12 protein-coding genes are annotated in these 25,516 nt (G+C 59.3%); 7 read left to right on the top strand and 5 right to left on the bottom strand.

Features of this window, described 5'->3' with window-relative positions:
- Window positions 1-6: 6 nt before the first annotated feature.
- Window positions 7-1,887, top strand: a complete 1,881-nt coding sequence (locus NKI20_RS00330; RefSeq protein WP_352827308.1) for a trypsin-like peptidase domain-containing protein — start codon at window positions 7-9, stop codon at window positions 1,885-1,887.
- On the opposite strand, the gene NKI20_RS00325 is transcribed toward NKI20_RS00330, so the two are convergent.
- On the bottom strand, window positions 1,827-3,608 hold the full coding sequence (locus tag NKI20_RS00325) for a serine/threonine-protein kinase (RefSeq protein ID WP_352827305.1): 1,782 nt from the start codon (window positions 3,606-3,608) through the stop codon (window positions 1,827-1,829). The genes NKI20_RS00330 and NKI20_RS00325 overlap by 61 nt on opposite strands.
- Before the next feature lie 120 nt (window positions 3,609-3,728).
- Between NKI20_RS00325 and NKI20_RS00320 the strand changes: the two genes are divergently transcribed.
- Entirely contained in the window at window positions 3,729-4,631 is a 903-nt protein-coding gene (locus tag NKI20_RS00320) for a S1 family peptidase (RefSeq protein WP_352827304.1), read from the top strand.
- Window positions 4,632-4,765: 134 nt separating this feature from the next.
- Here the strand turns inward: NKI20_RS00320 and NKI20_RS00315 are convergent, their stop codons facing one another.
- The 3 genes from NKI20_RS00315 to NKI20_RS00305 all read right to left on the bottom strand — a co-directional run bounded on the left by NKI20_RS00315 (window position 4,766) and on the right by NKI20_RS00305 (window position 10,428).
- Entirely contained in the window at window positions 4,766-5,140 is a 375-nt protein-coding gene (locus NKI20_RS00315) for a hypothetical protein (RefSeq protein ID WP_352827300.1), read from the bottom strand.
- A gap of 512 nt (window positions 5,141-5,652) precedes the next feature.
- A complete protein-coding gene (locus tag NKI20_RS00310; protein WP_352827302.1) occupies window positions 5,653-9,744 on the bottom strand; it encodes an nSTAND1 domain-containing NTPase in 4,092 nt (1,363 codons plus the stop codon).
- A 309-nt stretch (window positions 9,745-10,053) separates the two neighbouring features.
- The gene (locus NKI20_RS00305; protein ID WP_352827300.1) at window positions 10,054-10,428 is read right to left on the bottom strand and encodes a hypothetical protein; all 375 of its coding nucleotides are present in this window, start codon (window positions 10,426-10,428) and stop codon (window positions 10,054-10,056) included.
- 505 nt (window positions 10,429-10,933) lie between these two features.
- On the opposite strand from NKI20_RS00305, the gene NKI20_RS00300 reads away from it, so the two are divergent.
- Window positions 10,934-12,100 (top strand): M12 family metallopeptidase, encoded by a 1,167-nt coding sequence (locus tag NKI20_RS00300; RefSeq protein WP_352827298.1) that lies wholly within the window; start codon window positions 10,934-10,936, stop codon window positions 12,098-12,100.
- A gap of 596 nt (window positions 12,101-12,696) precedes the next feature.
- Here the strand turns inward: NKI20_RS00300 and NKI20_RS00295 are convergent.
- Window positions 12,697-17,049, bottom strand: coding sequence for a WD40 domain-containing protein (locus NKI20_RS00295; RefSeq protein ID WP_352827295.1), 4,353 nt, complete (start codon window positions 17,047-17,049; stop codon window positions 12,697-12,699).
- Window positions 17,050-17,790: 741 nt separating this feature from the next.
- Between NKI20_RS00295 and NKI20_RS00290 the strand changes: the two genes are divergently transcribed.
- Genes NKI20_RS00290 through NKI20_RS00275 form a run of 4 tightly spaced genes read left to right on the top strand, consistent with a single transcriptional unit; the run spans window position 17,791 to window position 25,476 of the window.
- Window positions 17,791-20,550, top strand: a complete 2,760-nt coding sequence (locus NKI20_RS00290) for a type I restriction endonuclease subunit R (RefSeq protein ID WP_352827293.1) — start codon at window positions 17,791-17,793, stop codon at window positions 20,548-20,550.
- A complete protein-coding gene (locus NKI20_RS00285) occupies window positions 20,547-22,115 on the top strand; it encodes a restriction endonuclease subunit S (protein ID WP_352827291.1) in 1,569 nt (522 codons plus the stop codon). Before NKI20_RS00290 ends, NKI20_RS00285 begins: the two co-directional genes overlap by 4 nt.
- Window positions 22,112-23,989, top strand: coding sequence for a GmrSD restriction endonuclease domain-containing protein (locus NKI20_RS00280; protein WP_352827289.1), 1,878 nt, complete (start codon window positions 22,112-22,114; stop codon window positions 23,987-23,989). Before NKI20_RS00285 ends, NKI20_RS00280 begins: the two co-directional genes overlap by 4 nt.
- Complete coding sequence (locus NKI20_RS00275; RefSeq protein ID WP_352827287.1) at window positions 23,986-25,476, top strand: type I restriction-modification system subunit M; 1,491 nt, start codon at window positions 23,986-23,988, stop codon at window positions 25,474-25,476. Before NKI20_RS00280 ends, NKI20_RS00275 begins: the two co-directional genes overlap by 4 nt.
- Window positions 25,477-25,516 lie beyond the last annotated feature (40 nt).

Genomic DNA, 25,516 nt, shown 5'->3' with positions numbered 1-25,516 from the left:
TTTCAAATGAGGTCGCCACACGCTTCGGCCAATGAGCGGCCGCATTCCCGCTGGGCAGGGGTTCGGGAAGTTGGCCTCCGCCTGACGGTGCTTGATGCAGGCGGCGCTACGGGCATTTATCCAGCGGGCATTGATGCCCTCAAGATTGGTCGGGACGTGGGATGGGCTGATTTCGTGTGGCCGCTTGACGATCGGCGGGTATCTAGAACGCATCTGGTTCTTGAGCGGCAGGCCGGCGGCGACTGGATTGCAGTGCGGCAGGGCCAAAAATATGTCGAGATCAACGGCAGGCCGGTCGAAACAGCGACATCGATCAGTTCTGGGGACACAATCACGCTCGGGCGTCGGGACGGGCCAAGACTACGCTTCGACATCATCACGCAGCCAGCCGGCTGTGCGCCCGATACACTTCGCACGCGCACCCAGGAGATCGTCAGTGGGTGGCGCGAGGTTTCTCGCAAGCACGTGCGGTGGGTGATCGCTGGGTTCGCGGCGCTGTTGCTCGTGATGACAGGGGCATATGGCTTACAGTACATGCACTATCGTGAGCAGATCGGTCTCCTAACGGAGATGCGGGACAAGCTGGCTGAACGTGAACACGCGTCTCGCGAGGTCAGCGGACAGTTTCCCGCGGCGACGATCAAGAAGCTGAAGAACGCGGCCTATATAGTCATCAAATGCAGGGTGAATGCGGCCGGAGTCTGCGATGGCAGAGCGGAGGAAGGTTTTGCGACAGCGTGGCCAGTAGAGCCGGCGACGATGGTGACCAACGCGCATGTCGGCCGCCTGATGGATACACTGAAAGACGGCGAAAGGCTGTGCGTGCGCAGCCCCGGCGATATGCCGAGGACCTATTGCGCAAATAGTTGGCAGGCCCATCCAGCCTATGCTGTCTTCCCCAAACATCTTGGCGCGCTCGGCAACGTCGGTTTGGACGGCGAATTCCAAGCGGCGACGCGGCCGGGCGCGTATGACGTCGCACTGCTCCGGCTCGACGTTCCCGTCGACCCGGGCACCGTTCTTGAGATCGCCGAGTCCGCAACGCTGACAGCACTCAAGGAGGGCGACGAGGTGGCGTTTGCTGGCTACTTGCTGCGTGACATCGCCGGCAACGAGACGGCTCAGCGCGAGCCGACGCCGGAGCTGCATTTCGGCACAATCAGTTCGCTCACCAATTTTTTCATGTTTGCGTCCGACGGGGATGTCGCGCACGCCCAACTCATCCACAACTCGATCGCCATCACTGGCGGCGCCTCTGGCGGCCCGGTCGTGGATCGCAACGGTAAGGTGGTGGCGGTGGTGAGTTCAGGGAGCATCATTGCCGGCGCTAGCACCGACAGCGTTGATAAGAATCACCCCAGCGCAGCGCTGGTCAACTATGCGCAGCGTGCCGATCTCGTTCGGGACATGCTGCCTGGGCGTACTTTCGATATGACGACAGAAAGAAAATTCTGGGATGAAGAGGCCAAAAAATTCGCCGATCATGAGAGCTATGTAGCCACCCAGTTCCTAGCCGAGGCCTCCGGCAAACTGAACAGCCTGCTTTCGATCGACGCCAAATTCTCGAAGGCGCTTTCGGCCGATCTCCCAGCCGACCAGACCTTGATCGACCTCAAGGAGGGCCAGAGCTATGCGATGCTTGCTTATATCAACGGTGTTGAGCCAATGCAGGTGATTCTGCGGCGACCGGGTCACCCCGATTGCGACAAAACCGGACGTTGGCCGGGTTTTGTGTTTACCGCCGATAAAACTGAAGAGGCGAAGGTGATCGTCTTTTCCAATACTGCACAGAACCGAGACTACTGGCTCACGCTCTACAAGGCGGATCACGCGGACGCGGCGCGAAGTTCGCGATCGAGTATCGCGGCGACGGCATGCATCGAATAGGGGCGGCGGGCCGGAACGGTGGCCGTCATCCGGCGAGCCAGGCGTGCGATTGGGTCCGGGTGCAACCAGCTAAAAATGCCTACCGGGCGGGCAATCAGGAATTCGGCAAGCATGACTCCGAAAGAATAGGTATCTTGCTTCGGATCGGCAGCGCCGGCGTGCCCGCCAACGACTTCTGGCGCCGTATATGTATGCGTACCCCTTGCCCCTCCTTCTGCACTGCTATCTTGTTCATATGCGGCCAAGCCGAAATCGATGACAACCGGATGGCCCCGTTCATTGACGACTATGTTTTCTGGCTTCAGGTCGCGATGGACGATACCCGCCGCATGCAACGCCGCGAGCGCGTGAGCGATGCGCGTGAACAGGTTTAGTACGGTGAGACGGCTAAGGTTCTCGCCCTTTAATAGGCTCAGATTCGTGCCCTTGACCAAATCCTGCACGATGACCACGACCGAGTCCTCGATAAAGGCGTTGTGAATCACGACTAATCCGGGATGGCGGACACGGCGTGCTGCTTCGACTTCGGCCTGAGCATCGCGCACCATCATTTGCCGTTTCTCGACGTCACTGATCGATGAGAAGTCGACCATTTTAATGGCTCGTTCCGCCCCGGTTTCCAGATCATAGGCTCGGCGCACCACACCGTAGCCACCACGACCGAGCACTTCGCACAGGAGATAGCGCTCGGGCAGGATAGGCGACCCGAGCGCTTCTTGGGAGGAGTTTCGCGCTCTGTCACAGGACAGCATCGCGCCGCGAGCCCGCTCGGTCAGCGATCCGTTGCGCTGCGCAGCTGCGATCCTGAGGGCTATGCTCGCCTCTTCCATGGCCGTTTCAAGATTTCCGTTGCGGCGCGCTGCCTCGGCTAACAACAGACGGGCTGAAGCCTCACGGTTCGGGAGGCCATCCTCATTGAAGCGTTCTATGATCGATCGCAACTTCTCCTCGTCGGCCGCCGTCTGCGAGCGGGTCTCGATGTCGATGCCCGCCTCAGTCCAGTCGATCCAGGACCAGCTTGACGTCTCCTCCGGCAGGAAGCGTTTCGACTCTTCGAGCACTACGCGGGCACGGTCGAACTGTCCCAAGGCAGCGGCCGAACGGCTGACTTCCAGCCCATGTAGGAGGCGCAGACGAGCGTTCTGTATGGCGATCGCTTGCGCTGCCTCGGCGCCGAGTGCGAGACATTCTGCATGTCGCGAAAGAGCCCCCAGCATCTGCATTTTTCCGAGCATGGCGCGAGCGCGTTCCGTCTCGGTAAGCTGATCCGACTCCAGGGCGGCATCGAACTGCAGCACTGCGGCGTCAAAACGCCCGAGTTCCTTGTTCAGCCGGCCACCTTCGGCAAAAGTCTTCGCGGTCTCTCCGCTGTCGCCGTACGCCTCGGCCATTGCGCGCAGCAGCTCGAAGGCCGCCATTTCGCCTCGTCCGCGCCAAGAATAAACTGTAGCGAAGAGGCGCGAGATTGCTGGTCTGAAGGGGGCGAGTCGATCATCTGTGGCGAGCTGCCTGGCCTCGATCAACGATACGAGGGCAGTTTCGCCGGAGCCGAGACGATTGTGGACTGCGGCCTGGACAAGCAGGTAACGAATGACCTGCGACGGGTCAGGAGCCAAGCCCAGTTCGATATCGTCCAGCAGCCTGGAAAGGCTGCGTGGTTCAACGTTGTCGGAGATGCCCTTCTCCAGTACGTCGAGTTTTTCTTCAGCGGTGCCCACCATGCTCGCAAAGTTATCGCATTTTAGCCAAAGCTGGTAATGTGAATGGATGCACCAAACGCGCGCCTGCGCTGGAGCTCCGCGCGTCGCGTGCTGGTTCCCGTGGAATGAGGTTAGACGGCCATGGAAAATTCACGCGTCACGCGCTGGGTTGCCCTCTGCATCCTAACGCTGGCATCGCCTGGTCAGGCGCTTTGCCAGGAAGACACCCCGAAATACAGCGACGACTTTATCAAGGGTGGCGAGACCGCAAAGGTTGGCGACTGGCCTTGGCAGGTGCGCATCCTGAGTAACGTCAATGACGGAAGCGGCTATTGCGGAGGTGCCCTAGTCGCTGCTGATTGGGTGCTGACGGCGGCGCACTGTGTCAAGGGCAAGCGGACACTGGCTATCGGCTACGGAGGCTCCGAACTGGCCAAGTTGAATAAAGTAGCGGCGGTGGAGCTGATTGTGCATCCGGACTACACTCGCAATCCGACCAAGAACGATGTCGCGCTGATCCGCCTCGCCGAACCTGTGAACGATATTGAAACCATTGGGATCGCTGACGCGGCGACAGACGCACTGTTGGACAAGACCGGTTCCAAAGTAATGGTGACTGGTTGGGGCGCTACTTTCGACAATAAGCTCGATCCAACGATCCTGGCGCTCTACAATCAAGCCAATCCCGAAAACCTCCGAGAAGTGTTATCTGCGGAGAACGTCAAGGTCCCTAATGAATTGCGCCAGGTTGAGATCAATATTATCGATCACGACAAGTGCAGGGCGAACTATGCGCTGCTCGAAAATCCGAATTTTGCCGTTAGCGACACCGAACTCTGCGCCGGTGTGCCCGGCACCGGCCGTGATTCCTGCTATGGCGACAGTGGAGGCCCGCTCTTCGCTGCAGCCCCCAGTGGAGAAGGCTATGTTGAACTCGGCGTCGTCAGTTGGGGCTATCAATGCGGCCACCCGGTGTTTCCCGGCATCTATGCGAGAGTCTCTTCGTTCAGGGATTGGATCGACGCTACGATAAATGCGAAGTGATCCTTAGGTATCCTCGTACAAGAAACCCGTCGCCGGTCAACCGGCGACGGGTTTGGAGTGCGAAGGTATGGTCCTGATCAGTCCGTCCGTTCGGACTCGATCCGAAGGGGCCATTGGGACGAAAGCTTTTCCGGTCAGATCGTGTAGTACCCGGATTCGCTGACGACGATGTCGGTAGCCTCGCAGAGGTTCTGATCCCAGGCGATTGTTTGTGAACCGTCGGCGAACTCCATCAGTACATCGAAACGACAGTAGCCCTCCGGTCGGCGCGGATCGACTGTCATCTCGTAGCCAACGTCGATGGAATAGGATCCGAGAAGGTTACGGTGCCCCCAGTTCTCCTTGTCGATGTTTGAGATGTAAACACCGACAATCTCGCTCGATCCGACGTTGTTGATATTGACCCAGCGTTGGTGGGCCGATGCCGTGCCGGCGGAGAATAGGCTCGCCACCACGACCAGGGCCGACCCAGTGCGGGTAAAGGCTGTCTTTGCAAGGGTGGTAATCATTTTAGTTCCTCTCTTTGCTACCAGCCGCGGCGCCATTGCCGTCGGCTTGTGAGGGGAACATGCGTCCGATCCGTCTCGGACATTGCGCAGCGTTGCGCAAAGTGCTGCTTGGCTACTGAAGCGCCGATTTCAAACGACCGCAATGCTTACTCGGACGTGAAGAATAGGCGGCGTGCTCAATCGATATACTACGACCGTTCCACCAGCCGCAGGACGTGTCACACCTGGGGCTGATCCGGAACCGCCGGCAAACGGCTCATTTTGCAAGTCGAGAAATCCGAAGCGGATTGGCGCCCCAAAATATAATTGCGCGATGGCAGAGGACCATCGTGAGATGGTCGTTGATGTTTTTGGGTCAGATAACTCTATTTATTGAGGCGAAGACTTGGCCACCGATGGTCCTGATGTGAAGCTCGCAATATGTAGGACATGTCCGTCCGGTCCGATTGCATCGCCGAACTCGCGGCTGAGTTTGTTCCCACTCGAATGGCTCTGAAAATTCGCGCCACAGTCTACCGCACCCTCGCCGGATCGAACGGTAGCGGCGCATGCTCACCGCAGATCGGGGCCAGCTTCGAAAGCCGGTACCGTGCCTCGACATCGGACAGGTCGGCGTTCCTGCCAAGACGCTGGCAGGCAATCTGGAATATGTCGCCCTTTTCAAGCAACGAAACGTCCCAGATGCGCACGATTTTGTCCAACACGGCGATGACGCGCGTGCCATCTGGCGAAAACGTCGCTGAAATGACCTCATCGTGGCCCGCTAGCGCCAGCAGTTGCGCACCGCTCGCCGAGTCCCAGATGCGCACGGTGTTGTGCGACGCGGTGAGGATGCGCTTGCTGTCAGGCGAAAACTCCGCCGATCTGATGCTGTAGACCAAAGACGCAAAATCGGCATGGTATTCATGCGTATTCAGTACTAGCGCCTGCGCGCCGCTAACTGCGTCCCAGACGCGCGTGGTCCCGTCACCTGACGCAGTGACGAGGCGCATGCCGTCGGGCGAAAACGCCGCCGAAGTGACGTACTCTTCATGGCCATGCATTTCCAGCACCTGCGCGCCGGTCGCCGCGTCCCAGATGCGTGCCGTCCTGTCCCCTGACGCGGTGACGATGCGCATCCCGTCGGACGAAAACGCCGCCGAATGACCATTCAGCGCCAGAATCTGTGCGCCAGTTGCCGCGTCCCAAATGCGTGCGGTCCCGAGCGACGTAGTGACAATACGCGTGCCGTCGGGTGAGAACGCCGCGAAAGCGACGGTGTCTTCATGCTCTCTCAGCACCAAAACCTGCGCGCCGGTCACCGCGTCCCAGACCAGAGCGTTTGTCCTGTGCCATGATGAGCCAGTTACGATGCGCGTCCCATTGGGGGAGAACGCGGCCGAAGATACACTACCCAGGCATTCATCACTCAACACCTGCACCTGCGCGCCGCTAGTCAAGTCCCAGATGCTCGCGGTGTGGTTGTGCCACGACGCAGTTACGAGGCGCGTGGCGTCGGGCGAAAACGCCGCCGAAGAGACATCGTCTTCATGGCCACCTCCATGGCCATTCAGCACCAGAACCTGCGCGCCAGGCGCCGCGTCCCAGACGCGCGCGGTCTTGTCCCACGACGCAGTTACGAGGCGCGAGGCGTCGGGCGAAAACGCCGCCGAAGCGACATGGTCTCCATGGCCATTCAGTACCAGCACCAGCGCGCCGGTTGACGCGTCCCAGACGCGAGCGGTCTTGTCCGATGAGGTAGTTACGATGCGCATACTGTCAGGCGAGAACGCGGCTGAACTGACCAGGTGTTCATGGCCCCCCAATACTAGCATTTGCCGGCCCGTCGCTGCATCCCAAAGGCACGCGGTTTGGTCGTCCGACGCGGTCACGAGGCGCCTGCTGTCGGGTGAGAACACGGCCGAATTGACAGTGTCTTTATGACCCTCCAGCCCCAGCACCTGCGCGCCAGTCGCCGCGTTCCAAATGCGAGCGGTCCCGTGCGACGCAGTGACGATGTGCATGCCGTCGGGCGAAAACGCCACCGAAGTGACCCGGTGCTCACCGTGCAACACCAGCACCTGCTCGCCTGTCGCTATATCCCAGAGGCGCGCGGTCCTGTCGGCCGACGCAGTGACGACGCGTGTGCCGTCGGGCGAAAAGGCTGCGGATGTAAGTTCGCCTTGATGTGCAGTCACTATCAGTTGCGCGCCGGTCGCCGCCTCCCAAACGCGAGCCGTCCGATCTGCCGAAGCGGTGACGATGCGCGTACCGTCGGGCGAAAATGCTGCGGATGTGACCGCCTTTTCATGGCCCTTCAGCGCCAGAACCTGCGCGCCGGTCGCAGCCTCCCAGACGCGAGCGGTACCGTCGGCCGACGCGGTGACGATGTCAGTGCCGTCGGGCGAAAACGTCGCAGATGTAACCGCTAGTTCGTGTCCGTTGAGGGTTGATCCTCGACGGAAAACGGGAAACGCCTCTACGAGGCTATCGACTGTTCTCCGCAGGGCCGGTCTTCCGCTATCACCAATACGGGGCCAGGCTGCGAGAGCCAGCTTGACGGCATGGGCGGGCTGGCCTTCCGAGAGCGCAACCCGTGACAGGGCCGCAAGGCTGACGGTTTCGTTCGCTCTCGCAGCCTCAGCTGCTGCCGCGAGCTTGCGCGCTTCGTCGAGTTCCCGGTCGCGCAGGGTATTCTCAGCGGCGCGGGCGGCCTCGAGATAGGTGAGGTCCAACGCATCCAGCCGACGAGCAAGATCGACCCGCAACTTGATCGCCTCGGCCTCCTCCAGGCGGCCCCCGGAGTGCGCCAGCCAATTGGTGTCGCGGCCGTTAGCGTCCCAATCGCGGGCGGCGCGGCGCACGGCTTCGAGTGTCGCGAGGACAGCAATGTCTTCCTTCAGCCAACCGTCAATCAAGCCCCATTGGCGAAGGAGCGCCTCGTGTGCCGGCTCGATGGTGCGCTCGCCACTGGCCGCCGACACGTCGGTCGCGAGCAGCCGCTGCTCGACGAAGTGCTCGATCAGCGGCCGAGCCTCGTCTGGAATGTCGGTGAAGCGCGCCACCTGTCGTCGCGCCGTTTTGGTTTCGGGGTCGATGCCCGCAAGCCACGGAATCATGGCGCGGCGCAGCAGTGCGAGCCTAGCGGTTTGGCTCCCCGGCACGCCAGGGTCGGCGTCCGCTGCTGCAAACGCCCGCTCTACCGCCGCCTCAATGGCGCCCGAAATGCCGCCGCTCGTTCTGTATTCGGCCAGCGTCAGGTCACCGTCGCCGCCATGATCGACAAACAGCCGTTCCAGAGTGAAGGCAAGCAGCGGCAGCGCATCCTTGGCGCCGCCTTCTTCGATGTCCGAAAGCAGGACCGCCGTCAATGCCGGCTCGATTATCAGCGTCCGGCCGGCATGGGCGAGTCGCTCGGCAGGCCCCTCGATCACCCGCTGGTAGGCGCCCCTTGCGAGCGCCGGCAAGCTGAACGGAACCTCGCGAATTTCTGCCTGCGCCAAAGCATACTGCAGCTTCTCGTAGGAATCCGTGCGAATAGTGGCAAGGGCGATGAGCCTTGGATGCTCTGCCTTGAGCCGTGTGGTGATTAGGGCTAGCAGCCGCTGTGCCTCTTCCTGCCCCGCCTCGAGGAACAGTTCTTCCGCCTGGTCGATCGGCAGAATGATGGCCGGAGCAGTCTCCTCTATGGCACCTGATATCCGTCGAAGCGCCGCTTCGCCAACCTCGGAGAACAGCATGGCAACGTCCTCCGGGTCGCCGGCAACGGCCTTGTTGACCTTGGCGCGCGTCCACTTCAGGCCGAGAGACTGCCCAGCTGTCGTGATGGCGGCAATCAGCCCGGCCTTTCCGGTAATCGCCGCCCGTTCCGGCCGCAGGATCGGCAAGACCAGGAAGTTGCGGTCGTCGCGCTTGAGACGCGGGATCAATCCGGCACGCATGAATGAGGATTTGCCAGCCCCCGACGCGCCGAGCACCGCCATCAGCCGTGGCGACGCGGCCTCTGCAAGTCCGCGCAGTTGGTCGAGCGCCGCGATAGTTGCCGCCTCGCGGCCGTAGAATATACCGGCATCCTCCGCCTCCATCGGCGCTAGGCCGCGATATGGCGCGCGTCTCGGATCATTGGCTGGCGGCCAGGCAAAGAAGCGCGGGTCGAGCCCTGCCTTGACTAGCCCCGCCCGCAGTCGATCGAGTCCGGAAGCGGAGTAGGTGGCGAAGCCTTGCTGGCCATTCGGTAGCTCTACGTCGAGCCGGATGCCGTCGCGACCGCTCTCCAGATCGATCAGTTGCCATTCGTCGCGTAGCCGCGCCGGCACCCCGGCCACATCGACTGTGTCGATCAGTATGCCGAACAGCCGCTTGTTGAGCTTATGAGCGAGCGCCAGTTCTTCATGGCACCATTGCGACGCCAGCCACGGTTGGCTAATCAGAAAGATGACGGCCTCGCAGCGGTTTGCCGCCTCGTTGAGGGCCTTCTGCCAGCGTTCGCCCGGGGCAATTCCGCTTGTTGCATCGATGTCAAGGAAGACGTCGTCCCGGCCCCAGCCATTGGCAACCAGCCAGTCGCGCAATGCGATCGCCTGCGCATTGTTCCTGCTCGAATGGCTCAGAAATATCCGCGCCAAGGTGAAATCTACCCCAACTCCCTACAGCAAATATTGCACGAGGATGATGTGATGTCATTGTGGCTATTTCGCATCCTCTGTTCCTGGCGTTGGGTGGTTGCAGACGACGACCGGGACAGGCAAAAGAGCCGGGATTGAACACGAATTTGTTCAGCTCAGCGGCGGCGTGTTTATGCCGCGTGTAATCCTCGTACAAGAAACCCGTCGCCGGTCAACCGGCGACGGGTTTGGAGTGCGAAGGTATGGTCCTGATCAGTCCGTCCGTTCGGACTCGATCCGAAGGGGCCATTGGGACGAAAGCTTTTCCGGTCAGATCGTGTAGTACCCGGATTCGCTGACGACGATGTCGGTAGCCTCGCAGAGGTTCTGATCCCAGGCGATTGTTTGTGAACCGTCGGCGAACTCCATCAGTACATCGAAACGACAGTAGCCCTCCGGTCGGCGCGGATCGACTGTCATCTCGTAGCCAACGTCGATGGAATAGGATCCGAGAAGGTTACGGTGCCCCCAGTTCTCCTTGTCGATGTTTGAGATGTAAACACCGACAATCTCGCTCGATCCGACGTTGTTGATATTGACCCAGCGTTGGTGGGCCGATGCCGTGCCGGCGGAGAATAGGCTCGCCACCACGACCAGGGCCGACCCAGTGCGGGTAAAGGCTGTCTTTGCAAGGGTGGTAATCATTTTAGTTCCTCTCTTTGCTACCAGCCGCGGCGCCATTGCCGTCGGCTTGTGAGGGGAACATGCGTCCGATCCGTCTCGGACATTGCGCAGCGTTGCGCAAAGTGCTGCTTGGCTACTGAAGCGCCGTTTGTGGCGTTCACAACGCTCCCTTTCGCTCACTCCGAACGCCGCAGCCAACATCGCAAGCAGATCCGGCTCGACGCCTTGGCCGCAAAGACACATTAAGGAAGATCCAGGGGGATTGGTGGCGACAGCCTGCCACGATCGGTAGAAAATCCCCGGATGTGGGAGGCTTTCTGAGCCGGCGCCAGGTTCTGAACTATGAGCTTGGTAGCACGGCCGATTGAGCCGAAACAATGACGATGGCAAATGTTAGCTTGCCTAGATGCAAGACGAGCATCAGAATAGGTAAGAGAGCCGGATCGAACACGAGTTTACTCGCCACGCGGCGCCTGCACACCGGCGAGGGCCCTACTAAATCAGGGCGCATGTCGGGAGGAAGCGAATGAAAATAGAATCCGATTTCCGTCTAGTGAGAAGGTTAGTTGCCTCGGTGGGGGTCGCAATTTTCCTGTCTTGTTACTGGGGGAATGTTTTCGCACACACATTGGGTCTGCTAGATCCGGCGACGAGGCGAGATGCGGAGGAACTTGCCGGCCTAACAGAGGCGTTCGGAGATGCGGCTCCCGAAACAAAGGGCGTCTATGACAGCCTGAAACTGTGGGATACGAAGAATAAGCTTTCGGCGTGTTTTCTGGACGGCGACAAGTCCTTGAAGAAATTCTTTGTTAAGACTGCGAATGAATGGCTGGATGGTACGTCTATCACCGTCGATTTTGGCGATCCACCCAACTTTGGTGTTTGCACGGGCACCTCGGAAGAAGACATCCGAATCTCGTTTAAACAAGAGGGAAGTTGGTCATTCATCGGCACGGACAGCCTACTTCCAGACGCTGTGAAGACGGCATCACTCAACATTCAGACAGACGGAGCGGCATTCAGCTCACTCAACAAGGCTTGGCTTGAGGAAACGATCCTTCACGAAGTCGGCCATGCGTTGGGCTTGGAGCATGAGCATCAGAGTCCAGAGGCGCATTGTGACGACGAGTTCGCTTGGGACGTCGCTATTCCCAAGATAGAAAAAGAATGGGGATGGAGCGAAGACGAAATTTTATTTAATTTTAAGCAAATGGTCGCGTCACCACGATTAAGGACGACCCCGTACGACCGGAAATCTATTATGCACTATGCGCTCCCAGCTTGGATGTTCAAGAAAGGAAGGAAGTCGAGGTGTTTTATTTCGCAGCCCACTCGGATATCGCATACGGATCGAGAAACCATTCAAGCGGCATATCCCGCCGACAGCCAGCTTCAGAGTGAGAGTATCAAACGCTCGGTTGCTAGAATCGCTACAGATATTGGCGATCAGAAGTGGGACACAGACCAATGGAAGGTAATCGGCAACGACGTTGGCGAGATCCTCGCCCGTTCGGGGCGAAAAATGTCTCTATCAGTTCCGATCTCCCCGCAAGACCAGCCGGGCCTGAAAACCGGTAGCCCTGAACGATCTTGCAACTCCGGCGAATCGGCGGCGGTTGGCACGCCGAAGTTCAGTTGCGCCATAGCAGAGGACGGCAGTAAAATGGTCATTGATGTTTTTGGGGTCAGATAGACGGAACACTTGGCCCAACAACGCGGTGCATGGTCGCCACAGATCGCCGTCAGATTTCGATAGACCGTAGCGCGCCTCGACGTCGGAAAGATCCGTGTTCCTGCCGAGACGCTGGCAGGCGATTGGAATGCATCACCCTTTTCGAGCAAGAATCCCAGAATCGCGATCCATTCTCTCTGCCGTTCACGAAATGAGCCAGGTCAAAAAGGCGGTGCATCCACTCGACAAATTCTACTACCTCGTGGTGGCGCCCAACTACGCTGCGATCCGTTCAGCGCTGCTGTGAGCTAAGTCCATGTGCCTCGGTCGGAAGAAGAAGTAGGCCGCACCGGAGTGACCATGCGGACGCGTCAGCTACGGCAACCCGTTAATTCGGGCAACCGGAACGCAAAGACTGCACAGCGGAACCTATGCATGCCCCTCAGTGTGAAAGACTAATTGCACACTGAGGGATATCACAAGGCTTTTGCAAGCCACCACCGTCTTAGCAGGTTTGCGCCGCAAAAGCCGGTTATAGAAAACAGTGCTGCGGCCCCCCGAAACCGGACGTTGCGTATCAATCGGATCGCATTCTCGAACCATGCCGACGATCGCTGTCATTGGGATATTCCAAGGCGCTCAGGCTCGGTGCCGGCAGCAATTAGTTCTATCAAATGGGGCCTGCCGACCCCGGCGGCCGCCGCGATAAGCTGACCGCTTTCGGCAATTGCCACAGATCTGACCTCCGATGGAAGTCGCAGTCGGGCGATCTCGGCACCCGTCGCCACGTCCCAGAGCCGAACCGTCCGATCATCAGACCCAGTAACGAGGCAGGCCCCATTTGGGGAGAAAACCACGCTAGCGACTTCTCCACCATGGCCTTCGAGACAGATAGCCTCGGCTCCTGTTGCCGTGTCCCAAATCCGCGCCGTCTTGTCCCAGGACCCGGTGGCGAGGCGCGTTCCGTCCGGGGAGAAGGCGATACTTGCGATCGGACCGTTGTGGCCTTCGAGCCCGAGGTTGCCCGCCCCGGTCGCGACCATCCCTATCCCTCGTGAAGTTATTTCGCCGGTCGCCAGATCCCACAACCGCGCCGTCCCGCTCCAATCTCTAATGGTGAGGTATCTGCCATCCGAGGAGAAGGCGACGCTTTTGACTCCGTCCACTTGGCCTCCGAGCCGGGCGATTTCCGCACCTGCAGTCACATCCCATACCCGTGCCGTCTGGTCGTCTGACCCGGTGGCGAGAAGGGCGCCATCTGGGGAGAAGGCCACGCTGGTGATCTCTCCTATATGGCCTTCGAGCCGGGTGTTTTCCAAGCCCGACGCCAGATCCCAAATCCGCGCGGTCCCGCCCCGAGACCCAGTGGCGAGACACGTTCCGCGCGGCGAAAAAGCCACGGTCTTTACCCAACTGCGGTGGCCCCGTAGAATGGCGATTTCTTCGCCTGTAGCCACATCCCAGACCCGCGCCGTCTGGTCATCGGAGCCAGTGGCGAGGCGCGTCCCGTCCGGGGAGAAGGCCACGGTAGCGACCGCTGCCCCATGGCCTTCGAGCAAGCTCTCTGCCCCTGTTGCAACCTCCCAAAGCCGCACAGTCGCACCGGACCACTTGGCGACGTGAGCCCTATTCGGGGATACCTCCCGGAAGCTGTCATAGGCTTTAAACCCTGACCCACTCGCCAAGTCCCAGATCTGCGTCGTTCCGTCGCTGAACCCGGTAGCGATGAGAGCCCCGTCCGGAGACAACGCCACGATGAGAGGTGAGACGCTAGGACCGGCGAACCGGGCTATCTCTGCACCTGTGTCTACCTTCCAGATCCGCGCCCCGTAGCCGTAGGACGTTGTGGCTAGGCGCGTGCCATCTGGGTGAAACGCTACGCTCGGCACCTCACCTCCCTGCCTTTCGAGCCGTACGATCTCCGAACCAGTCGCCGCGTCCCAGACCCTCACGGTCCGGTCGTCAGATCCGGTGGCAAGGCGTGTTCCGTCCGGGGAGAAGGCCACAGCCGTCACCCAGTCGTCATGGCCTTCGAATCGGCCTACCTCTTTCTGTGATGCCACATCCCAGAGCCGCGCCGTCCCGTCATAAGACCCTGTAGCAAGACTTAACCCGTCCGGCGAGAAAGTTACGCTTGTCAGCAAGCCTCGATTGCCTTCAGGCTGGGCGATGCGCGCGCCCGCCGCAGAGTCCCATAGCCGCACCGTCCGGTCGTCTGAGCCGGTCGCTAGGCGTCTTCCATCTGGGGAGAAGGCGATGCACCTGACGGCGCCCCCGTGACCTTCGAGCCGGATCACTTCCGAGCCCGTCAGAGCGTTCCAGAGCCGCCCGGTGCCGTCATGGGAGCCGCTCGCGAGGAGGGTTCCCTGGGGGCAGAAGGCTACGCTAGAGACGCCGTAGCCATGGCCTTCGAGGGATAGGATCTCCGCACCCGTTTCCACGTCCCAGACCCGCGCGGTCTTGTCCCAGGACCCTGTCGCAAGGCGAACTCCGTCCGAAGCGAAGGTGACGCCCATAACTCCGGCTGCATGGCCTAGGAGTCGGGTAATCTCTACTCCGGTCGCCGCATCCCAGACCCGGACTGTGTCGTCAACGGACCCACTAGCGAGCCGCTTCCCGTCCGGTGAAAAGACCACGCTGCAAACTAAGCCCCCATGACCTTCGAGCCGCTGGACCTCCGTACCAGTTCCCACGTCCCAGATCCGCGCCGTCTTGTCCCAGGAACTGGTGGCGAGGCGGCTCCCGTCACCAGAAAAGGCGACGCTCCAAACGGGGCCCTGATGGCCTTTGAGTCGTAGAATCTCCGCACCCGTTCCCACGTCCCAGATCCGCGCCGTGTTGTCCCAGGACCCGGTGGCGAGGCGCGTCCCGTCGGCGGAAAAGGCGACGCTCCGACATCCCTCGAACCGAGCGATCTCCCTTCCTCTCGCGACGTCCCAAAGCCACGCCATTGTATCTTCGGACGCCGTGGCTAGGTGCTTCCCGTCCGGGGAGAAGGCGATACTGATCACACGAGACTCAGTTCGAAGGCGCATGAGCTCGGCTGGAGAGTCGGCTAGAGAGCCGGTTGTTGGGATCGGAACAAGCGCCGGCATCCGCAGGTCCCGGCGCCACGCCTCGAGAGCTAGACTGGTTCCCGGCGTTTTCGCTACGTTACCCAGAAGCTGTGGAATGACCTGATCAGGACCGTCGATCGCGAGATCCTGCCCAACAACGGCAAGCAAGCGGCCCACACCTCGGGACACTTCACCGCGCCCTAACTCGGCGTAGGTGCTGACGAGGCCGGTCGCCCCCTCGCCAGCGGCAATACCGGCCGCCAACCGGGCTTCTATCCAGTTGGCATCGGAGAGGAGTGCTTCAAGCCTCGCGTCTTCTCCCGCTCCCGCGAGATGTACCGGAAGATGTTCCAGTGCGTAGGGAACAGCCTTGAGGCCGCGCCAGTCCCGAGCGGCTAGGTCCCCTATGACGTCAGCGACTTCTCTATCAAGCACGCGGAGCCGGTGCGCTCCCAGTCGCTCGCGCAGACGGGTGCGCACGACGTCGTGCAATCTGAACACACCACGTGCAGAATCGTAGCGCTCAACGAACGAAAGGTCTCGGAGCCGTAGCAGGAGGTCCTCGCCGTCAAACGCGGCGAGGCCACCAGTCCGCTGCCACAGGCGAAACACCAGTGGCACCGGGATGTCCTGATCCTCTGCAAACACACCGAACTCCTCGAGTCGTGTGGTCGCCTCGGTGCCTTCGCGAGATTCCAGCGCCTCAATGCTCAAGTCGAGGGACGCGGCAGCGGCCGCATTGCGTTCGTCAGGATTGTGCGCATCGAACGCGCCGATCCCCTTTGCCGCCCACGCCTCCTCAATTGCGGCCAGAGCCTTGTCGAGTGGATGCCCTGCCTCAACCCGGCGGGCGATGCGACCTTGCGCGAGCCGCAACAACAGCGGCCATTCTCCGAATGCAGCGGCGAGGCGACCTAGCCGGTCGCGCATGGACACTGCGATCGCTGCTGGTTCGAGGCCGTGAGCCAACATTGCCATGGCTTCGCCAGACTTCATCGCGTCCACAGGCACCATAGTCATCCGGCCGCGGCCCCTGGGGAGCACCGCAGCGTCGCGAGTGGTCACGAGCCGGGCGCAGAGGCCCCCGCCGACGAGAAATGGCTCGAGATCGCGTTGGCGCCAGACGTCATCGACAACGATTAGGCAATGGCGTTGCTCGAGCGCCTCTCGCCAGCGAGCAACCGCCAGATCCGGGTCAGTCTCAAGAGGCGCGGCGGGGTTGAGCGCGCGCGTGAGGGTGTTGAGCCGGCCGATGACGTCACCCGGCGACTCGCCGAGGGTGGTCCAGAGAATGCCGTGGAAGAACGCCTCGCCGATGTCGTCGTCGTGAGCGAGCCTGGCGGCGAGCGATGTCTTGCCGTAGCCGCCGGCACCCCGCAGCGCCGCGGTGATCGCCACCGCATCACCCTTGCCGTCGATAAGCGCGCGCTTCACGCGCTCGTACTCCTCGGGGCGGTCGACAAAGCCCGCCGGAGGCTCCGGCGCAAGGAAGGGTACGCGCGGCTGACCGCTCGCCCCCTCGAGAATGCGGATCAACTGACGCCATTGCTCGTCGACGTCGGGGTCGAGCGCATGAGCTCGGGCAAGCGCACGCGGCAACTTCACGAAATCTGGTCTGTTGCTCGCGTCGATCACCGGCGTAACTCTAACGCCCTCCTGGCGGGCGAGCCGCCACTCGCGGCGAACAATCTCCGAGTCGACGGCCTTTGGACTCAAGACTAGGACGAGGTGCTCCACCTCGGGCCGGCGGAGAAACCCCGCGATTTGCTCCCACCAGTCATTCCCGCCTTCCATATCGGCCAAGTCCTGCCAAACCGCGAGGCCAGCCTCGCGAATACGGTCATGCAATTTCCGGGCAAAGGCGTGGCCGTCTGACCGTGCATAGCTTACAAAGATCCGGGGCGCGTCCATCATTGTCTATGTCGCTAGAAGGGGCCGGGCCAAGCAGGAAGCATAGGATGTCGAAGGTTTATACTGAATCCACCCCAACGGGCAACCAAAGGCACTGCGGGCAAACAGTTCGGGCACATAGTTTACCAAAAGCGAAACCCATGCGTTCCAAGGTGGTTTCGCATCGCCCAATTGAGCGATTGAGCCGCACCAAAACACACAATGATCTTGGAGGGGGTGCCGTCGACTTTCTGATGGACGTCACCTGGACCGGACCGTCTCCTTTCGGCCCAGATCGGTCCATCAGACAGAAACCAAGTTGAGCTCTCGGCGGTCAGTGTGAAAACCCAATTTCACACTGAGACCCTTGTCGGGGACGCACGCAGTTTCCGTGGAAACGACCGGTGCAGCGTATCGGCACACAAAGAGGCAGCAGGGCGACGGATGCGATGTGGACAAGGACCCTCGGCGTGTAGCCTATCTGGCCCATAGGGTGTTACCTTGAGGTTTGGGCTGGAGACTACACTGTCACAAATAGCCGCCGTCAACCCAGGTGCTACATCGTCAACGACAGACCATGTTACGTCACTTCAGGGCATGCCCCTGCGTGACGTCACCCGCACGGACCTGGTCGGTTACCGCTGAAAATCACTTGACGAGGAGTGGGAGCGGCTTAACCGTCTCTCGGCTAAGAATGACCAAGCCAGCAAGGGAGTGATCCGGGGCGGCTGAACTGATATGGCGTGCGAGGGGGATGCGGCCACCGTGATCGACAGCAACAAGAATCCAGAACAGCTGGCGCGTGATCAGATTGATGCGCTGTTGACCGAAGCCGGTTGGGCTGTTCAGGACAAGAAGGCGATCAACTTCAGCGCGGGCCAAGGTATTGCTGTCCGCGAGTACCAGACTGATGTTGGTCCCGCCGACTATGCGCTTTTCGTCGACAAGAAGGCCGTCGGGGTGATTGAAGCGAAGCCCAGCGCGTGGGGTTACAAGCTCACCACGGTCGAAGAACAGTCCGCCGGCTACGCTGCTGCCACCCTTAAATGGGTAAACAACAAGCAGCCCTTGCCGTTCGTCTATGAAAGCACCGGCGTCATCACGCGGTTCACCGACGGCCGCGATCCGAAACCGCGTTCGCGTGAGGTGTTCACGTTCCATCGCCCGGAGACGATGGCGGAATGGCTGACAAAGCCTTTGTCGCTTCGCGCCCGCCTTCAGTTGATCCCGGCGCTGCCGCATGAGGGTTTGCGTGACTGCCAGATCAAGGCCATCGAGAAGCTGGAGCAATCATTTAAGGCAGACAGGCCACGCGCGCTTGTCCAAATGGCGACAGGCTCCGGCAAAACCTACACCGCGATCACCTCTGTCTACCGGCTGCTGAAGTACGCCGATGCCAAGCGCGTGCTGTTTCTCGTAGATACTAAGAACCTTGGGGAGCAGGCGGAGCAGGAGTTCATGTCCTACCTGCCCAATGACGACAACAGGAAGTTCACCGAGCTCTATAACATCCATCGATTGAAATCATCGTTCGTGGCGAAGGATGCGCAGGTCTGCATCAGCACGATCCAGCGCATGTACTCGCTGCTGAAGGATGAGCCGCTCGACGAGGCAGCTGAGGAGGCGAACCCTGCGGAGGCCCTGGTCAGAGGCAAACAAGCATTGCCCGTCGTCTACAACAAGAAGATTCCTCCGGAATTTTTCGATTTCATCATCATCGACGAATGTCACCGCTCCATCTACAATCTGTGGCGGCAGGTCATTGAGTATTTTGATGGCTATCTGATCGGCCTGACGGCCACGCCAGATAACCGCACCTATGGGTTCTTTCGCAAGAACGTCGTCAGCGAATACGACCACGACCAAGCTGTCGCAGACGGCGTCAACGTAGGGAATGAGATTTTCATAATCGAGACCGAGCGCACCAAACGGGGCGCGCAAATCAAGGCCCACCAGCAGGTTGAGCGCCGGGAGCGACTGACCCGTGCAAAAAGGTGGGAGCGGCAGGACGAAGACGAAGCCTATTCAGGCACGCAACTCGACCGGGAGTTTGTCAATCCCGATCAGATTCGTACCGTCATTCGAACCTTCCGCGACAAGCTGCCGGAGATTTTCCCAGGCCGCAACGAGGTCCCCAAGACGCTCGTATTTGCCAAGACGGACAGTCATGCCGACGACATCATCCAGATCGTTCGCGAGGAATTTGGCGAGGGCAACCAATTCTGCAAAAAGATCACCTACCAGGCGACCGAGGACCCCAAATCAGTCCTCGCCCAGTTCCGCAACGACTACTATCCCCGCATCGCTGTCACCGTAGACATGATTGCAACCGGCACTGACGTCCGGCCGCTCGAATGCCTGCTGTTTATGCGCGACGTGAAGAGCCGCAATTACTTCGAGCAGATGAAGGGACGCGGCACCCGGACGCTCGACGCCGACGGTCTGAGGAAGGTCACGCCGTCCGCTACCACGGCGAAGACCCACTATGTGATCGTGGATGCCATCGGCGTTACCAAGTCGCTGAAAACAGCCAGCCAGCCGCTCATCACCAAGCCCAACGTACCGCTGAAGGACCTCGCAACGGGGGTGATGATGGGCGTGCGCGATGAAGACACGGTCAGTTCGCTGGCCGGACGCCTCGCACGCCTAAACAAGCAGCTCGATGACAAGGAACAGGCCCGTGTTGCAGAAGCGGCAGGCGGTATGGCGCTCGCCGACATCGTCGGCGGACTGATCGCGGCGCTGGACGCCGACCGGATCGAGGAGAAGGCGCGGGAGGTGACGGGAGGGACCGAGCCAACTGATCAGCAGCGTGACCAGGCGCGGGACGCACTGGTGGGGTACGCGGCGTCAGTCTTTACCGGGCCGCTGATCGCGCTGATTGACGGCATCCGCCGTGAGAAGGAACAGACCATCGACCACGACAACCTTGACACTCTGATCGGGGCAAGCTGGAGCGGCGACGCGCAAGAGAATGCCGAGGCGATGGCGAAGGATTTTGCGGCCTATCTTGAGGAGAATCGCGATGAGATCGATGCGCTGACCATCCTTTACAGCCAGCCCGCGCGCCGGTCGGAGCTGACCTACGCGATGATCAAAGAGGTCATGGACCGCCTGAAAAAGGATAGGCCAAAACTCGCGCCGTTGCGGGTCTGGCGGGCCTACGCACACCTCGATGACTACAAGGGCGGCAATCCCCCAACCGAGTTGGCTGCTCTTGTCGCCTTGGTTCGCCGCGTGTGCGGCATTGACGCGACCGTGTCACCGTTCTCCGACACGGTGCGGAAGAACTTCCAAAACTGGATCATGCAGCGACACAGCGGCGGCGGGGAGAAGTTCACTGAAGAGCAGATGGATTGGCTGCGGATGATCCGCGACCACGTAATCGACTCGTTTCATGTCGAACGCGACGATCTCGAAATGGCGCCGTTCGATTCGAGGGGCGGTATGGGCAAAATGTATCAGTTGTTTGGAGAGAAGATGGATGAAGTAATCGCCGACTTAAACGAGGCGTTAGCGGCATGAATGGAACGCAATTCAATCTGCCCCAGAATTGGGCACCGACGACGATCGGTCAAATCTGTACAGCCCTCCAGTACGGATATACTGCATCGGCGTCCACAGAACCATGTGGCCCGCGCTTTCTTCGGATCACCGATATCCAGAACGGTCAGGTACAGTGGTCATCGGTACCCTATTGCGAAATCGACGATCGGCAGGCTTCAAAATATGAACTACAGACTGGCGACATTGTCTTTGCTCGAACAGGCGGCACCGTCGGCAAAAGCTTCCTAATAAGCTCTGTCCCCGAACGCGCGGTATTCGCTTCGTACTTGATACGATTGTCAGCCCACTCTGAGATTAATCCCAAGTTTTTATACTACTTTTTTCAATCCGCTGACTACTGGGAGCAGATTGGGCTGAAGAAAGGCGGATTGCAGGGAAATATAAATGCGACAACTCTTTCATCGCTGGAGTTAACTGTTTGTCCGCTTAGCGAGCAGCGCCGTATAGTCGCGAAAATCGACGAGCTGTTTTCAGAGCTGGATGCCGGAATCGATAACTTGAAGACGGCGCGCGACCAGCTTTGCGTGTATCGCCAAGCCCTCCTCAAGAATGCCTTCGAAGGCAAACTTACAACGCCTTGGCGGGAGAAGAACGCGGATAAGCTGGAAACGGTGGAGCACATTTTCGCTAGGATCAGAACGGAAAGCGAAGCCAGATATCAGGCACAATGGGAAGACTGGAAGTTGGCCGTCGAGGAATGGGAAGCTGCGGGTGCGGTTGGCAAGCAGCCCGCACGGCCGGCTAAGCCTTCGGCCGCCTTGCCAATCGTTGATTCTGCTCCGGCGAAGTTGCCCTGCTTGCCAAAAGGTTGGGCGTGGACTCGCCTTGGGTTTGTTGCCGAGATTTCCGGAGGACTTACCAAGAACCAAAAGCGCAACGAGCTGCCAAGGCGAATGAAGTATCTTCGCGTCGCAAACGTATATTCAGACCAAGTCAAACTCAATGAAGTCCTTGAAATCGGGGTCACGGCAGAAGAGGCACGAAAAACAGCCTTAGAGCCGGGCGACCTACTTATCGTTGAGGGAAATGGGAGTATCGAACAGATTGGACGTGTGGCGATGTGGGGGGGGGAATTGCCGGATTGTGGCCATCAGAATCATCTAATCAGGGCCCGGGTCACCACTCGTTCCAACCCTAGATTTTTTCTGAATTTTATGCTTTCGCCACTTGGCAGAAAGCTGATTGTCAAGGTGGCGAGTTCCACAACAGGACTGCACACACTCAGCACGTCCAAAATTTTTAACCTCTTAGTGCCCGTGACGACGCCAACAGAAGAGGCATTGGTATTGACGCAAATTGAGGAAAAACTCTCTAATATTGATAAACTGCTTGAGGATATTGATGAACAAACCTTACGAGCGAACCTACTTCGCCAGGCTATATTTAAGAAGGCCTTTTCGGGCGAGCTAGTCGCGCAAAGCCCTAATGATGAGCCCGCCTCCGCAATGCTAGAGCGCATCAAGGCGGAGAAAGCCGGTCGTCAAGCGAAAGACTATACAAACAAGCGTGAGAAGGCGGCATGAGCACATTCGATAGCACCAAAACCCCTCTTCCCGAGATCATCAAGCAGGTCACCGAGGGTAAGGTTCAGTTGCCAGATTTTCAGCGAGGCTGGGTCTGGGATGACGACCATGTCCGTTCGTTGTTGGTCAGCATCGCGCGTTCATTCCCTGTAGGGGCGGTGATGCTGCTGGAGACAGGAGGAGATATCCGCTTCCAAGTGCGCCCGATTGAGAACGTCCAATTCGCCGGCGCAATTCCCGAGCCCGAGCGGCTCATTCTCGATGGTCAGCAGCGGCTCACGTCGCTGACCCAAGTGCTGGCGCTCGAAACGCCCGTGAAGACGTTCAATGAAAAGGGGAGGCCGATCGACCGATACTACTATGTTGACATAAATCTTGCTCTTGAGGATGGACGGCTCGAAGAGGCCTTTGTCGCCATTGAACATGATAGGAAGGTCAAGACTAACTTTGGCCGCGACGTGATCCTCGATCTCTCGACCGCCGAAAAGGAGTGCGACGCCTTCTTTTTCCCGTGCAATCAGATTTTGAATTCCGATGCCTGGGAAGAGAGCCTTCAAGAGCATGCTCCGGACAAATTCCCAGCCTACATGCAGTTTCGCAAGAAGGTACTCAATGCCTTTCGCGGGTACCAGCTTCCGCTGATCGTCCTCGGCAAAGCGACGACGAAGGAAGCAGTCTGCCTCGTGTTCGAGAAGGTGAACACGGGCGGCGTGCCGCTGTCCGTGTTCGAGCTCGTAACCGCCAGCTTCGCTGCCGATAATTTCAATCTTCGCGATGATTGGTATGGCAGTAGCCTGCGCAAGGTGACGGGGCGCGCCGAGCGCATCAAGACGGAAGCGATACTCGATACCGTCGAGCCCACCGATTTTCTCCAGGCGATCAGTCTGCTCCACACATACGAGAGGCGCCAGGCTGACATTGCTGCGGGCAAAACTGGCAAGACCATATCGGCGGTCAGCGCTAAGAGGGTTTCCGTGCTCTCGTTATCGCTTTCTGAATATCAAAGGTGGGCGTCAGAAGTTGAGAAGGGCTTCCTGCTAGCGGCAAAATTCCTGCGTAAGGAATGCTTCGTTGCCTCGCGCGACCTACCGTATCGGACGCAACTGGTTCCTTTGGCTACTGTCTTGTCGTGTCTCAAAGAACGCTGGCTTGAGCCCAAGGTCCATGACAAACTTTGCCGGTGGTTCTGGTGCGGCGTGCTGGGTGAACTGTATGGGGGCGCTGTCGAGACCCGTATCGCCAATGATGTTGAAGAACTGCTCCGCTGGATCGAAAGCCCGCTGGATGACGAAGCCGCAGACCTGATCGGCGGCATTATTCCCCGGACGATCACTGAAGCATCATTCCAAGTCGGGCGTCTTGGCACGCTACGCTCACGATTGAGCGCTGCATATAAAGGTTTGAACACGCTTGTCTTGCGCCAGGGCGCCAAGGACTTCTTCTGGAAATCTACTGTTCAGGACCTCGACCATGAGGAAGTGGCGCTGGATATCCATCACATTTTCCCGAAGGCCTGGTGCGAGGATAATGGCATCAAACCGGCCGTTTTCGACGCGATCATCAACAAGACGCCAATCTCTTACAAAGCGAACCGGATGATTGGACGCAAAGCGCCCTCCGACTACCTGGGATCGATCCAGTCGCACAAACAGGTTGGACTGAGCGACGCAGCTATGAACGCGATTGTCGAGTCGCATTTCATCGACACTGCGGCCCTCCGCAGCGATGATTTCGACCGGTTCTATGAACGGCGTCGGCAGAGCCTCCTCGACATTGTGGAAGAGGCGATGGGCAAACTCATCGATCGCGGCATCAGCAACGATCATGAAGAGCCGGAAAACGACAACATCCAACTAGCGGCGGCAAATGCATGAGTACGGCACCCATTGTTTCTAAGGTCTGGAGCTTTTGTACGACTCTTCGTGATGACGGAGTCGGGTACGGCGATTATCTGGAGCAGCTGACCTATCTTATTTTTCTCAAGATGGCTGACGAGTATGCAAAGCCGCCGTACAGCCGGGCGGTGGGCATTCCGGACAAATACAACTGGCAAAACCTGAAGGCGAAGCGGGGCGCAGAGCTGGAGGCTTACTACATCGAACTCTTGCGCGAGCTTGGCACGCACAAGGGTATGCTAGGCCAGATATTCACGAAGGCGCAGAACAAAATCCAGGACCCCGCCAAGCTCTACCGACTCATCGACATGGTCGATGACGTGCAGTGGGTCACGATGGGCGCTGACGTTAAGGGCGACATCTACGAAGGCTTGCTGGAGAAGAATGCCGAAGACACCAAATCAGGCGCAGGGCAGTACTTCACGCCCCGCGCGCTGATTCGCACGATGGTGGAGTGCGTGCGACCGGAGCCGGGGAAGACAATCGCCGACCCCGCCAGCGGCACGGGCGGGTTTTTCCTGGCCGCCTATGATTTCATCACCGATCCCAAGAATTACCAGCTCGACAAGGGGCAGAAGGCGTTCCTGAAGCACGAGGCGTTTCACGGAAACGAGATCGTCGCCAACACCCGCCGCATGTGTCTCATGAACATGTTCCTGCACAACATCGGCGAGATCGACGGCGAGGGTGCGGTTTCACCGAATGACTCCCTCGTTGCGACTAGCACGCGGACATACGACTATGTTCTGGCAAATCCTCCCTTCGGTAAGAAAAGCTCGATGAGCTTCACCAACGAAGAAGGGGAGCAGGAGACCGACGACCTGACCTACAACAGACAGGACTTCTGGGCCACGACATCGAACAAGCAGCTCAATTTCGTCCAACACATCCGGACCATGCTGAAGACCACCGGTCGCGCTGCTGTCGTCGTGCCCGACAACGTGTTGTTTGAAGGCGGACCGGGGGAAACCATCCGCAAGAAGCTGCTGGAGAACACGGACGTCCATACGATCCTGCGGCTACCCACGGGAATCTTTTACGCCAACGGCGTAAAGGCAAACGTTATCTTCTTTGACAACCGGGAGGCCAGTCCGAACCCGTGGACGAAGGACGTTTGGTACTACGACTACCGAACCAACGTGCATCACACATTGAAGAGGAAGACGATGCGGTTCGAGGATCTGGTAGATTTTGTCGCCTGCTACAATCCCGCAAATCGTCATGAGCGGAAGGCGACGTGGGATGCGGAAGCAAACCCCGGAGGGCGCTGGCGGAAATTCAGCTTCGATGAGCTGACTGCGCGCGACAAGACGAGTCTCGATATCTTCTGGCTCAAGGACAAGAGCTTGACCGATCTCGACAATCTGCCGGAGCCAGACGACCTTGCCGAAGAGATAATTGAGAACCTGGAGGCTGGTCTGAACAGCTTTCGAGCAGTCCTCGCGAGCCTGAACAAGGCTGCCTAACAAAGCCCCGCTTTCTTAGCCCGCATGTGCACCGATTCGC

The organism is Mesorhizobium sp. M0830, assembly GCF_040319965.1.
Lineage (GTDB): Bacteria > Pseudomonadota > Alphaproteobacteria > Rhizobiales > Rhizobiaceae > Mesorhizobium.
The sequence above is the reverse complement of the archived record's forward strand: the minus strand, read 5'-3'. Positions and strand labels throughout refer to the sequence as shown.